The following is a 13375-nucleotide window of genomic DNA, read 5'->3' as shown; positions in this document are numbered from 1 at the left end:
CGGGTAACTGATGCCGGAACGGACCAGCCGGTCCGGCATGCACTACTGATGACTGACGACTTAGATCTTGCCGACCAGGTCCAGCGATGGGGTCAGGGTTGCTGCGCCTTCGGTCCATTTAGCCGGGCAAACTTCGCCTGGGTGAGCGGCAACGTATTGTGCCGCCTTGACTTTGCGCAGCAGTTCGGAAGCGTCGCGGCCGATGCCGTTGTCATGCACTTCCAGCACTTTGATGAAGCCTTCCGGATTGATGACGAAGGTGCCGCGCAGCGCCAGGCCTTCTTCTTCGATCAGCACTTCGAAGTTACGCGACAACACGGTGGTTGGGTCGCCGATCAGTGGGTATTGCACTTTCTTGATCGCGTCGGAGGTGTCGTGCCATGCTTTGTGAGCGAAGTGGGTGTCGGTCGAGATACCGTAGACTTCAACGCCCAGTTTTTGGAATTCGGCGTAGTTGTCAGCCAGGTCTTCCAGTTCGGTTGGGCAAACGAAGGTGAAGTCGGCTGGGTAGAACACGAATACCGACCACTTGCCTTTCAGGGACTCTTCGGTCAAGTCGATGAATTTGCCATTTTGGTAAGCGGTTGCTTTAAACGGTTTAACTTGGGTATTGATCAGAGACATTGTGGTTTCCTCGTGGTGGTGTAAATCAGAAGACATAAGTGTATGCCCTTTTGAGCCATATGCAAAATTGATTGTTCCAATAGTTTCAATACGTTTTAACTATCGCAACAGCATAGGGAGATCGATATTATCGCTGTTCCGGGGGATTTGGACAGCGGCGAACGGAATGTTCGCCGCGGGGGCGTATCAGTCTTTCAAGTCAGCGGGCACCTTGCCGCCGTTCGCTGCCAGTTTGTTCATGACTTGCTTGTGCAGCCAGATATTCATCGATGCGGTATCGTTGCTATCGCCGGAGAAATGCAGTTCGCCTGCCAGTTCCTTGCGCGCGGCAAGGCTGCTGTCGAGGTCGAGCAATTTCAGCAAATCGACGATCGATGTCCGCCAATTGAGTTTTTGCGCATTCTTTTGCGCCAAGCCATTCAACACCGCTTCGACATCGACTTCCGAGATCGCCACCGCTGCGGCGGCCGGCGCCGTAGCAGCGGCAGCAGGCGCAGGTGCTGCCGCTGGCGTGGCGGCCGGTGCGGTCTCTGCAGTGCGATGGAATATTTTGTTGAAGATATTGCCGAGAATACTCATGGGGCACCTCTGAAGGGGAGTGTATCAAGACCCCCGGCACTGCGCAGCAACACCGGGGACAAGTGTAGTGGGCGGATCGCTGGACACACGAGCCAGCCCTCCGCCATCGATTGTGGCAGATCTCATCATTCCAGGGCGGACGCTTGGTTACGCCCCGGGCCGCATGCCTGCCAATACCCCTGTTTTACGCAGGGATACAGTGTCGTTTTTTTGTCCAGCTCGCCTACCGTTGAAGCCTGCGCCCGGCGCTGTTTGCACATAGCCATGAACACGATAAACATTTGATTTATATGAGAAAATTTTCGATGGCACGGCAATCCTGCGGCGCTTTATTCCCTCAAAAAAACAGGGGATTTCATCAGCCGGATTTTGGCACATGCTATATTTATTTTCGTCAACAAAGCGACGCTGCGTGAGCCGGCCGCGTGCATGTCTCAAGAACATTCCGAGCCAAAAAGATGAGCGGCGAAGGACATCGCTGACGATCGCCGGCGAGTTGTCGGCAATGCCGGTTTATCCCTTTTTTCAATCCTCCAATCATTGCGCGTCACACACCATGCATCTGAGCCTGCAACTAATTTCTGTTTCTGTCGTGGCCGTCATGGCGATCGGTTTCATGAAGGGCGCCTTCGGCGGCGGCTTCGCGATTATCGGCATCCCGGTGCTGGCGCTGGTCATGGATCCGATCAAGGCCGGCAGCCTGCTGGCCCCTCTGTTCGTTGCGATGGACTTGTATGCGCTGCGCTTCTGGCGACCGAATACCTGGTCGAAGCCCGACCTTGCCCTGCTGCTGCCAGGCTTGATCGTGGGCGTCGGGGCAGGTTACTTCCTGCTGGAATACGTCGATCGCCATCTGATCGAAATCCTGATGGCGGTGACCACGCTGCTGTTCGCCTTCTTGTGGTGGCGCGGCAAAGGCGCCGTCGTGATCCGTCCGCGCTCCACCGGCAAGGCGATTCTCGCCGGCACGGCATCCGGCGTCACCACCATGGTGGCGCACTCCGGCGGGCCGCCGCTGGCGATGTATCTGCTGCCTCTCGGCTTATCGAAGGAAGTTTATGCGGGAACCACCAGCCTGTTTTTTACGTTCGGCAACCTGCTGAAAGCTGGTCCCTGGCTTGCGATCGCAGACTTTTCACACAGTTTCTGGATACTGATGGCGATTTGCCTGCCCGCCGCGCTGCTGGGCGTCTGGGCTGGATGGAAATTGCACGGACGCTTGAACCAGGAGCAGCTCTATCGGCTGTGCTACGGCTTGCTGGTGGTCACCGCGCTGAAACTGCTGTGGGATGGCTCGATGGGATTGCTGGGCTAAGAAGCCGTCCGGATAAGGCCGCCGGATGTATCATCCGGCGCTTTGATTTAAAACACCACCCCGGCGACCAGGATGATGTTTGCATAGGGCGTGCATTCGCCGGTGCGCACGATGGCGCGGGCGCGCTTGCTCAATTGCTTGAATTCCTCGTGCGTCACATTGCGCCGCTCCGGCAAACCAAAACCGGCGATGGCCGCCTCTGCCGCCGGATTGTGCGCCGGCAGTTCCTTGGCCAGCACATGGTATTCCACCTGCATTTCGCTGAGGATGGCGTGCAGCGTGTCGGCAAACGCCGGAATGCCGCGCGTCAAGGCCAGGTCGATCAGCGGCACGCCAGGCTGCGACGGCAAGCCGGCGTCGCCGATCACCACCATGTCGCCATGGCCCAGCGAGGCCATCAGTTGCGACAGGGCGATATTGAGCAAAGGAGTCTTTTTCATGGCGGCTTAATAGAGCTGGTTCAGGTGCGGAATCGAGGTTTGCGCACCGGGCTTGGTAACGCTCCAGGCGGCCGCGCGCTGGCCCAGCGCGATCGCTTCGGCTTCATCCTGGCCGGCCGCCAGCGCGGCGACAAAACCGCCGATGAAGGTGTCGCCGGCGGCGGTGGTGTCAACCGCCTTGACCGCTTCTGCCGGGAAATCCTGGCTGCCGCCGAACAAGGCCGCGTGCACGCCCTTGGCGCCCAGCGTGATGATGACATTGTCGCTGCCCTGCGCCTGCAAGGCGTTGGCCAGCACGCCCGCTTCGCTGCTGTCGATGCCGGCCAGCATGGCCGCTTCGATTTCATTCGGGATCAGGTAATCGACCAGCGCCAGCAAGCCGTCCGGCAAGCTTGCCGCCGGCGCCGGATTCAACACCACGGTCTTGCCCAGCGAGCGCGCCAGCCTGACCGCGTGTTCCACGGTCGCCATCGGGGTTTCCAGTTGCAGCACGACGATCGCCGCTTGTTCGATCAGGCCGCGCGCGGCGTCGATGTGGGCCGGGCTCAATAAATCGTTGGCGCCGCCGGCGATGACGATGCTGTTCTGGCCATTGGCGTCGACCAGGATCGAGGCGATGCCGGACGCCACGCCCGGCAAGGTGCTGATGTGGCTGTCATCGATGCCGTCGCTGCGCAAGGCGTCGCGCAGCGTCGTGCCGAAGGCGTCGTCGCCGACGCAGCCTATCATCGCCACGCGCTGGCCGGCCTGGCCGCCGAGGCGCGCACACGCCACTGCCTGGTTCGCGCCCTTGCCGCCGGGAATGGTTTGAAATGCGCCGCCGGTCAGCGTTTCGCCGGGAAGGGGCATGCGCGGCACGCGCAAGACCAGGTCCATATTGATGCTGCCGATAACCACGATCATGTCGGTATTCCTGTCGATTCTGTTGGAGATAAAGGTAAAGATGCCATTGCTGCGCTACTGGAACCGCGCACATGCAGTTCCGGCGCGATGCTGCGCCGCTGGCGCGCCAAACCCGGTTCGGCGATGCGCGCCAGCAAGCACTGGGCCGTGATGCGGCCCAGCTCGCGGGTATTTTGCGCCACGCTGGTCAACGGCGGATGGACAAACCGGGCCAGGTCGATATCGTCGAAACCGACCACCGCCAATTGTTGCGGCACGGCGATGCCGTATTCGGCCGCGGCGCGCAAGGCGCCGATCGCCATCAAGTCGTTGCAGCAAAACAGCGCGTCGGGACGCAGGCCGTCCGGCAAGGCCAGCAAGTCGCGCGCGGCGGCATAACCGCCGGCGCTGCTGAAGTCGGCGTAGCGGCACAGGCGCTGCTCCAGCGCCGCGCCATGTTGTTGCAATTCCTCGCGGGCGCCGTCGATGCGCTCGGTCGAAATCGCCATGTCTTGCGGACCGCCGATGCACGCCAGGCGCCGCCTGCCCAGCGCCAGCAAATGGCGCGCCGCGAGAGCGCCGCCGGCGCGGTTGTCGACCCGCACCACGTCCATCGTCATATCGTCGGCGCTACGGTCGAGCAGCACCGCCGGCACTTTCATTTTACCCAGCAGCTCGCCATCGCCGGCCGCCAGCGCCGCCACGATCAAGCCGTCGCAGCGCTTGGTCAGCAAGACGTTCAGGTAATCGCGCTGCTTGGCCGGATCATCGTCGGAATTGCACAGGATCACGCTGTAGCCGGCCGCATAACAACTGTCCTCGATGCCGCGCGCCACTTCCGAAAAATACGGGTTGGTATTGTTGGGAATAATCAAGCCGATGGTGCCGGTGCTGCTGCTGCGCAAGGAGCGCGCCAGCGCGCTCGGCACATAATGCAATTGCTCGGCGGCGGCCAGCACGCGCGCGCGCGCATCGTCGCTGACCGGACGCGTATTGTTGAGCACATGCGATACGGTGGTAAAGGACACCCCGGCCACCGCCGCGACTTGCTTGATCGTTGCCATAATTAATCGTTATCAGTCGTTGCCATCACTCGGCATCAGGCCCGCTCGCCACGGCGACGATAGGTGTCGAGCACCACGGCGGCGACGATCACCAGGCCGGTGACGATGCGTTTCACCGGTTCGCTGACGCCGACTTGCGCCAGGCCCGCTTCCAGCACCGAAATGATCAATACGCCGATAAAGGTGCTGATGACCGAACCGCGTCCGCCCATCAGGCTGGTGCCGCCGATCACCACGGCGGCGATGACTTGCAATTCCAGCCCCACGCCGCCGTTCGGGTCGGCCGCTTCCAGGCGCGACACCTGGAACAGCGCGCCGATGCCGGACAACAAGCCCATCAGTGCGAAGACCAGCACCTTCGACGGTTTCGGATTGATGCCGGACAGGCGCACCGCTTCTTCATTGGTGCCGATGCCGATCCAGTGACGGCCCAGCACGGTGCGCGTCAGCACCAGGTGGCCGATGACGACGATCGCGATCGACGCGATGAACGCCGGCGACAGGCCGAACAGGATCGGCGAGCTGATCGAGTCAACCGCGCTGCCGATGTATTCGGTGCGCGAATTGGTGACCTGGTAAGCAAGGCCGCGCGCCATTTCCAGCACGCCCAGCGACACGATGAACGATGGAATTTTCCAGCCGACCGAGATCATGCCGGTGACCATGCCGCACACGCTGGCGACCAGCATGCCGAGCAGCGCGGCGCTCCACACCGGCCAGCCCCAGTGCACGGTGGCCAGCGACAAGACCGACGCGGCCAGCGCCAGCACCGAGCCGACCGACAGGTCGATGCCGCCGATGATCAGCACAAAGGTCATGCCGACCGCCATCACCACCAGCGTCGGAATATCGTTGGACAAGGTGCTCAGCGTTGCCAGCGTGAAGAAATTTTCGCTGGCAAAGGAAAATAACACGCACATGGCGACCAGCGCGCCGACCAGGCCGGCGTAGCTTTTCAAGCCGCTCAGGCTGCGTTGCAGAGACGTGCTGCGGGATGCAGCGGCAGGGGATGTATTAGCAGACATGGGAATCTTTCCGGCGGCATCAGGCCGCTACGGCTGGGGTGGAAGAAAGATAGCCGCTGAAGGCGGCAGACAGCAAGGCGTCCTGGCTCCAGGCGCCACGCTCGAAGGTGTCGACGATGCGGCCGGCGCTCATCACGGCGATACGGTCGCAAATGAGCATCAGCTCGCGCAAGTCGCTGGACACGATGACCAGTCCCTTGCCTTGGCGCGCCTGTTCGGCCAGCACCTGGTAAATGTCGAACTTGGCGCCGATGTCGATGCCGCGGGTCGGCTCGTCGAACAGCATCACCGGACAATCGCGGTACAGCCAGCGCGCGATCACCACTTTTTGCTGGTTACCGCCTGACAATTCCGCAACCGCTTGCTGGCTATTGCGCGAACGTACGCCCAGTTGTTGGATGTAATCGTCGGCCACCGCGTTTTCGGCGTCATGGTCGAGCCAGCCGGCGCGGTTGACGCTATCGAGCGACGCCAGCGTGGTATTCATCGCGATCGACTGGCGCAGCAGCAAGCCCTGCCCCTTGCGGTCTTCGGTGATCATCGCGATGCCGGCCTTGACGGCGGCTTTCGGCGAGTCGGGCACGGCCGGGATGTCGCTATCGCCGAGCAATACCGAGCCCTGGTCGGCACGGTCGGCGCCAAAGATCAGACGCAGCAACTCGGTGCGGCCGGAACCGATCAAGCCGGCGATGCCGAGGATTTCGCCGGAGCGCAAGTCGAAGGTGGCCGGCTGCACCACCTTGCCGCGTCCCAGGCCGCGCACGCGCAGCAACGGCGCGCCGATGGTGCGCCCGCTCAGGTCGACCGCATCGTCGGCCGAACGGCCCACCATCAGCCGCACCAGGTCGGCGCTGCTGTAGGTCGCGATATTGTCGTCGCACACCAACTGGCCGTCGCGCAGCACGGCGATGCGGTCGGCCACGCGCTTGAGCTCTTCGAGGCGGTGCGAAATGTAAATGATGGCCACGCCCTCGGCCTTCAGGCGTTCGATTTGCAGGAACAGCAATTCGACTTCGCGGTGGGTCAGCATGGCGGTCGGTTCGTCCAGCACCAGCAAGCGGCATGCGCCGATCAGGTTGCGGGCGATCTCGATCATTTGCTGGTGGCCGATACCCAGTTCGCCGACCAGCGTCCACGGATCGAGACCGGTCAGGCCGACCTTGTCCATCTGTTCGCGCGCATCGCGCTCCAGGCGGCCGCGGTCGATCCAGCCGAAACGCCGGGGCAGGTTTTTCAGGTACAGGTTTTCAGCGATCGACAGCGTCGGAATCAAATTCAATTCCTGCATCACCATGCGGATGCCGAGCGCCTCGGCGGCGCCGCGCGAACCGGGCAAATAAGGCTTGCCGTCCAGCTGCATGCTGCCGGTGCTCGGATTTTCCAGGCCGCACACGATTTTCGACAAGGTACTCTTGCCGGCGCCGTTTTCGCCGGTCAGCGCCAGCACCTGACCCGGCACGAATTGCAGCGCCACGCCGGCCAGCACCGGGCCGACATACGACTTGCCGATGTTTTCCAGGGTCAGCAGGGGCCTGGCCGGGGCCAAGGCCGAGGGGGTATCGATACTCATATTTTCTCCGCGTGAAGGATTGCGGTGCGGGCCGGCCGCCAGCATCAGCCGGCATCAAACGGCGGCCCGCCCCCGCGCTACATCACTTGCCTTTGACCAGCTCGACCTTGGTTTCGATCATGCCGCCCAGCTTGGCCTGGGTCTTTTTCTCGGCCAGCGCCTTCAGCACGGCTTCGATGCCGAACACGGCTTGCTGCGAACCGAACTGGTCGGCGGTAGCCAGCACGCGGCCATCGGCCAGCATCGGCTTGATCGCATTGATATTGTCGTAGCCGACCACGATCACCTTGCCGGTCTTGCCGGCGGCCTTGACCGCGGAGACGGCGCCGATGGCCATGTTGTCGTTACCGGCCAGCAAAGCCTTGACGTTCGGATTGGCGTTCAAGATTGCCGCGGCGACGGTATTGCCCGGAGCAATTTCCCACTGGCCGGACTGCACGCTGACTACCTTGATACCGGCGGCGGCCATCGCATCCTGGAAGCCCAGCGTGCGCTGCTGCGCGTTATAGGTGGTCGACACGCCTTCGATGATCGCGACCTGGTCGCCTTTCTTCAAACCCTTGCTGGCGGCGTAGTCGCCGACGGCCTTGGCACCCTTGCGGTTATCGGGGCCGACGAACGGCACGCTGATGCCTTTTTCCTTCAGCGCGGCGGCGTCCAGCTGGTTATCGATATTGACCACCAGGATGCCGGCGTCGACGGCGCGTTTCAGCACCGGCACCAGCGCCTTCGAATCGGCCGGCGCGATCACCAGCGCATTGACGCGCGACACGATCATTTGCTCGACCAGCTTGATCTGGCTGGAGGTGTCGGTTTCATCCTTGATGCCGTTCGAAATCAGGTCGTATTGCGCGGCGTGGGCTTTTTGATGCTCCTTGGCGCCGTTTTCCATGGTCAGGAAGAATTCATTGGCCAGCGACTTCATCACCAGCGCGACTTTCGGCTTGGCCGCCGTCTGCGCCATCGCAGGCAAGGCGGGCAAAGCGCAGACCAGGGTGGCGGCGGCGATCATTTTCAAACGCATACGAGTAGTCATTACAGTCTCCAGATATTAGTTTTAAGGCAATTTCTTGCCATTGCTATGCAGGGTTATCATCGCGCCAAGAGCCAGGTAACACACCTCGCAAACGTTTGCGCGTAACGAATAGTGCATCAAGGAAGTTGATCTGTGCAAGCAAAACAATATGTGCACCGCAGCAAAATCGGATCGAGAATAGCGGAGGTTCAGCAATTGATCAGATTGTCATATCGGTGACGGCATCATCGTCCAGCGCATGCCACGCCAGCAAGGTGACAAGATTGTCCGGGATGGCGACCGGTTACGGCAAATTGGTCGGCACGTTCAGACTCATGAAATTGCCATTGCCCAACTGCCCTTCCAGGTTGCGGCCCCAGGTCCACAGTGTGCCGTCACCCTGTACCGCCACCGCGTGGTTCTGGCCGGCCGCGATGGCGACCCAGTTGGCGATGCTGCCGATCTGCTTCGGCGTCGCGGTCGCGAAGAAGGTGCCGTCGCCGAGCTGGCCCAAACCGTTGGCGCCCCATGCCCACAAGGTATTGTCGGCCTTCAGCGCCAGCGTATGCGCGCTGCCCCCGGCGATGATGGCCCAGTTGGCGGCGCTGCCGACCTGGGTCGGCGCCAGCAAATCGAACTGGTTGCCGCTGCCCAGTTGGCCGCTGCCGTTGCCGCCCCAGCTGAACAGCGCGCCGTCGGCCCGGATCGCCAGGCTGTGGCTGGCGCCGGCCGCCACCGCGGCCCAGGTCGACGTGCCCAGTTGTACCGGCAGCAAGGCGCTGATGGTCGTGCCATTGCCGACCTGGCCGTTGCCGTTGCCGCCCCACGCCCACAAGGAGCCATCGGTGCGCCGCGCCAGGCTGTGCGTGTCGCCGCCGGCCACCGTCAGCCAGTTCAGCGCGCTGCCGATGCGGGTCGGCACCAGCCGGTCGATCACGGTGCCGTCGCCCAATTCTCCGTCGAAGTTGCGGCCCCAGGCCCACAGGCTGCCGTCGCTGCGGATCGCCAGCGTATGCGACTTGCCGGCCGCCACGAATTTCCAGTTGTTCTGGGTGCCGATCCTGACCGGCACCGAACGGTCGATAATCGTGCCGTCGCCCAATTGGCCATTCTGGTTGAAGCCCCAGGCCCACAGCGAACCGTCGGTGCGCAACGCGACGTTATGGAATTCGCCGCTGGCGATCTGGGTCCAGCTGGTTTGCGTATCGACTGATATCGGCGTGGATTTATCGACCGTGGTGCCGTCGCCCAGTTGGCCGGAACGGTTCCAGCCCCAGGAATACAAGGTACCGTCGGCCTTGCGGGCCAGCGAATGGGCGCCGCCGGCCGCCGCGGTCTGCCAGCGCCCGCGCACGATCAGGCTGGTACTGGCGCTGACCGAGCCCGCCGTGGCCGTCACTTTTTCGGTGCCGATCGCCTTGGCCGTCACCAGGCCGCCGCTGGTCACGCTCGCCAGCGCGCCGGTCGACCAGGTCAGGCCCGTCGTCACGGCCGCGCTCTTGCCATCGGAATAAGTGCCGGTCGCAATGAATTGCTTGCTGGTGCCGACCGCCATCGTCGATGCCGCCGGCGTCACCACCATCGCCACCAGCGTCGGCGCGCCGGGCGTGGCCGGGGTACTGTCATCGCCCTTCCCGCCACCGCCGCAAGCACTCAGCAATATAAATAAAGGCAACAAAATCCGGAAGGAAAAACGAGGCAGTATTTGGGTCATGGCGGTCCAATTCCTTGCATGGTCGAGTCAACACGATGGATACTGCGCGCTATTCGCGCCATCTTGCAGTCATTGGCTACCAACTTGATAGTAACTTGCATTATTGGCAGCAATGCAAATATACACGCCACAGCCGGAAATGGGGCTGGCACGAAAGGATCAGGCGTGAAAAAGTGTCGCCGCCAGGCAACGCCAGCAAGCGATACTGCTGTTGTCCGGCGCGGGCTGGCATTTGCCGGCGCGCGCCATCGGCAGCAAAGGCGCTACGGCAGCGCGCGCAGACCGCTTCGGAACGGTCGCAAGCTCAAATGCCCATATCGCCCAAAATCCGGCCCAATTCGCGCAGCGCCGGTTCCAGTTGCGGGTGGCGCACGGCAAACTTGGCCGAGATTTCCTGGGTCCGTTCGGCCAGGCCATAGGTGGTGGTGGTTTCTTCGCTGGCCGCGCGCCGCTCCAGCAATTGGCGGATATCGCCATCGAGTTCCAGCAGCAAATCTTCCAGCTCTTCATCGACCGGACCGCTGCTGGCCAGTTTGGCGCGCACATCCTGCAGCGATGATTTCAGATTGGTATCCATGCTTGTCCCCGTCAATTGGTAAATCGCGTCTCCAGGTACAGTTGTTCGACCTTGCTCCTGGCCCATGGAGTCTTGCGCAAAAATTTCAGGCTCGACTTGATGCTCGGATCGCTGATGAAACAATTGATGTCGATGCGCTTACCCAGTTCGGCCCAGCCATAGTGGGCTTGCAGCCGCGTGACGATCGTTTCCAGGGTGCCCCCGTTCAAATCTTGCTGACTCATAGTTCCATCTTACCTAATTTTATTGATAAAGCACGTACTGCATGAGCTCCGTTTGCAGAAAGCCGCCCGCAGGCGGCTTGACCGTTTACGTCAGCCATTGCAGGGCAGGCCGGATTACCTGGTGTTCAAACCACGGCTTTCCAGCAATGGTTCGATTGTGGCGTCGCGGCCGCGGAAGTTGCGGTATAACCGCAGCGCATCTTCGCTGCCGCCGCGCGACAGCAGCTTGCTGCGGAACCAGTCGCCGTTCTTGCGCGTCAGGCCGCCGTTTTCCTTGAACCATTCGGCGGTGTCGGCATCGAGTTTTTCCGACCACAGATAAGCGTAATACGCGGCCGAATACTCGCCATTGAAGCTGTGCGAGAAATAGGTGCTGCGGTAGCGCGGCGGCACCGGCGCAAAATCGACGCCGGCGTCTTTCAGCGCGGAGGTTTCAAAAGTCACCACGTCGCTCGGGATTTGCGACGGGCTCAGCTGATGCCAGCGCTGGTCCAGCAACGCTGCGGCGATGTACTCGGTGGTCATGAAGCCCTGGTTGAATTTCTTGGCCGCCTTGACCTTGTCGAGCAATTCCTGCGGCATCGGCGCGCCGGTCTGGTAATGCCTGGCGTAATTTTGCAGTACTTCCGGCCACACTGCCCACGTTTCATTGAATTGCGATGGATATTCCACGAAGTCGCGCGGCACATTGGTACCCGCGAAATACGGATATTTTACGTTCGAAAATATGCCGTGCAGCGCATGGCCGAATTCATGGAACAGGGTGGTGACTTCATCGAACGTCAGCAAGGTCGGCTGGCCGGCCGGCGGTTTCGGAATATTCAAATGGTTGCCGATCACCGGGTGGCTGCTCAGCAAGTGCGATTGCTGCACATATTCATTCATCCACGCGCCGCCCTGCTTGTTGCCGCGCGCATAGAAGTCTTCCATGAAGATCGCCAGCGGCTTGCCGTCGGCGTCGAATACGTCATACACGCGCACGTCCGGATGGTAGACCGGCAAATCCTTGCGCTCCTTGAAGGTGATGCCGTAGAGCTTGTTGGCGGCGTAGAACACGCCGTTGTTCAGCACATTGTTCAATTCCAGATACGGCTTCAATTGATTTTCATCGAAATTGAACCGCTGGGCGCGCAGCTTGTCGGTGTACAGATCCCAATCTTGCGCCTCGACCTGGAAGCCGCCCTTGCCGGCATCGACCAGTTTTTGTAAATCAGCCGCTTCGTGGCGCGCATTGGCGACGGCCGGCCTGGCCAGTTCGGACAGCAAGGTATTGACGGTTTGCGTGTTCTTGATGGTTTCATCTTCCAGCGAGTACGCCGCATAGTTCGGGTAACCCAGCAAGGCGGCCCGGTCGGCGCGCAGCCTGGCCAGCTTCAACACCACCGCGCGGTTGTCGAACTTGCCGCCATGAATGCCACGGTTCAGCGACGCTTGCATCAAGCGGGTGCGGGTATTGCGATTGGTCAACACTGCCAGCGGCGCCTGGCCGGTGGTATTGCTCAGCGCAATGACAAATTTGCCGTCCAGGCCGCGCTTGCCGGCTTCCGCCGCGGCGCTGTCGATGTCGCTGGCCGTCATGCCGTCGAGTTCGGCGCGCGTATCGACCACCAGGCCGTTGGCGTTGGCTTCTTTCAAGACATTTTGCAAGAATGTGGTTTGTAGTGTCGCCAGTTCGCCGTTATAGGCTTTCAGTTTTTCCTGGTCCGCATGCGACAACTTGGCGCCGGCACGGACAAAGTCGCTATGGTAGCGTTCCAGCAAGCGCTGCGACTCGGCGTCCAGCCCCAGCTTGGCGCGCTGGCCGTACAGCGACTCTATACGCTTGAACAATTTCTCATTCAAGTGGATGCTGTCGGTATGGGCCGCCCGTTTTGGCGCCATCTCGCTATTGATCTTGTCGATCTCGTCATTGGTATTCGCGCTCACCATATTGCTGAAGATGCCAGTGACGCGACGCAGCAACTGGCCGCTGCGCTCCAGCGCCACGATGGTATTGTCGAACGTGGCAGGCTGGCTGTTGTTGGCGATCCGGTTCACTTCCGCCGTTTGCTGTTTCATGCCTTCGACAAACGCCGGCACATAATGCTCATTCTTGATCAGGCCGAATTGCGGCATCTGGAATGGCAGCGGGCTGGGCTTGAAGAACGGGTTCGATGCGGCGATCGCGGCAGTTGCCGGCGCGCTAGCGGAAGAGCGGACAGGAGCGGCCGCACAGGCGGTTTGGGCAACATGGGCCAGCATGATGCTGGCGGCGATAACTAACAGTTCAGGACGGTTCATAACATCTTTCAAAGAATGCCGGGAAGAACCTCGATCTGTGTCGAGGGCCAGGCGTCGGATCATAGC

General features: G+C 61.3%; 13 protein-coding genes. 1 reads left to right on the top strand and 12 read right to left on the bottom strand.

Translation table 11 applies throughout. The features are described from left to right. Positions 1–60: 60 nt before the first annotated feature. Both ahpC and GJA_RS00540 read right to left on the bottom strand, forming a co-directional pair. A complete protein-coding gene (ahpC, locus tag GJA_RS00545) occupies positions 61–624 on the bottom strand; it encodes an alkyl hydroperoxide reductase subunit C (RefSeq protein WP_038487561.1) in 564 nt (187 codons plus the stop codon). A gap of 186 nt (positions 625–810) precedes the next feature. Further along, positions 811–1203, bottom strand: coding sequence for a DUF3597 domain-containing protein (locus GJA_RS00540; protein WP_038487558.1), 393 nt, complete (start codon positions 1201–1203; stop codon positions 811–813). A gap of 412 nt (positions 1204–1615) precedes the next feature. Here GJA_RS00540 and GJA_RS00535 point away from each other — a divergent pair, with 412 nt between their 5' ends. After that, the gene (locus GJA_RS00535; RefSeq protein WP_242404411.1) at positions 1616–2518 is read left to right on the top strand and encodes a sulfite exporter TauE/SafE family protein; all 903 of its coding nucleotides are present in this window, start codon (positions 1616–1618) and stop codon (positions 2516–2518) included. 47 nt (positions 2519–2565) lie between these two features. Here the strand turns inward: GJA_RS00535 and rbsD are convergent, their stop codons facing one another. From rbsD to GJA_RS00485, 10 genes are all read right to left on the bottom strand, one after another. Next, positions 2566–2958, bottom strand: coding sequence for a D-ribose pyranase (gene rbsD, locus GJA_RS00530; protein ID WP_038487552.1), 393 nt, complete (start codon positions 2956–2958; stop codon positions 2566–2568). 6 nt (positions 2959–2964) lie between these two features. After that, the gene (gene rbsK, locus GJA_RS00525; protein ID WP_038487549.1) at positions 2965–3861 is read right to left on the bottom strand and encodes a ribokinase; all 897 of its coding nucleotides are present in this window, start codon (positions 3859–3861) and stop codon (positions 2965–2967) included. Then, on the bottom strand, positions 3858–4904 hold the full coding sequence (locus tag GJA_RS00520; RefSeq protein WP_038487546.1) for a LacI family DNA-binding transcriptional regulator: 1047 nt from the start codon (positions 4902–4904) through the stop codon (positions 3858–3860). The genes rbsK and GJA_RS00520 overlap by 4 nt, the downstream gene beginning before the upstream one ends. Positions 4905–4939: 35 nt before the next feature. Beyond that, positions 4940–5929, bottom strand: coding sequence for an ABC transporter permease (locus GJA_RS00515; protein ID WP_038487543.1), 990 nt, complete (start codon positions 5927–5929; stop codon positions 4940–4942). A gap of 19 nt (positions 5930–5948) precedes the next feature. Further along, positions 5949–7499 (bottom strand): sugar ABC transporter ATP-binding protein, encoded by a 1551-nt coding sequence (locus GJA_RS00510; protein WP_038498196.1) that lies wholly within the window; start codon positions 7497–7499, stop codon positions 5949–5951. Between the two features lie 82 nt (positions 7500–7581). Then, entirely contained in the window at positions 7582–8535 is a 954-nt protein-coding gene (locus GJA_RS00505) for a sugar ABC transporter substrate-binding protein (RefSeq protein WP_038487539.1), read from the bottom strand. 283 nt (positions 8536–8818) lie between these two features. Beyond that, complete coding sequence (locus GJA_RS00500) at positions 8819–10189, bottom strand: RCC1 domain-containing protein (protein ID WP_242404410.1); 1371 nt, start codon at positions 10187–10189, stop codon at positions 8819–8821. Between the two features lie 343 nt (positions 10190–10532). Further along, positions 10533–10805, bottom strand: a complete 273-nt coding sequence (locus tag GJA_RS00495) for a DUF4404 family protein (protein WP_038487537.1) — start codon at positions 10803–10805, stop codon at positions 10533–10535. Between the two features lie 11 nt (positions 10806–10816). Next, positions 10817–11029, bottom strand: a complete 213-nt coding sequence (locus GJA_RS00490; protein ID WP_038487534.1) for a VF530 family protein — start codon at positions 11027–11029, stop codon at positions 10817–10819. A gap of 114 nt (positions 11030–11143) precedes the next feature. Beyond that, positions 11144–13309, bottom strand: coding sequence for a M3 family metallopeptidase (locus GJA_RS00485; protein ID WP_038487531.1), 2166 nt, complete (start codon positions 13307–13309; stop codon positions 11144–11146). Positions 13310–13375: the final 66 nt, after the last annotated feature.

The sequence above is a fragment of the Janthinobacterium agaricidamnosum NBRC 102515 = DSM 9628 genome, assembly GCF_000723165.1.
Classification (GTDB): Bacteria; Pseudomonadota; Gammaproteobacteria; order Burkholderiales; family Burkholderiaceae_D; genus Janthinobacterium; species Janthinobacterium agaricidamnosum.
Note: the sequence above shows the minus strand (reverse complement) of the source record. Positions and strands in the feature narration are given on the sequence as shown.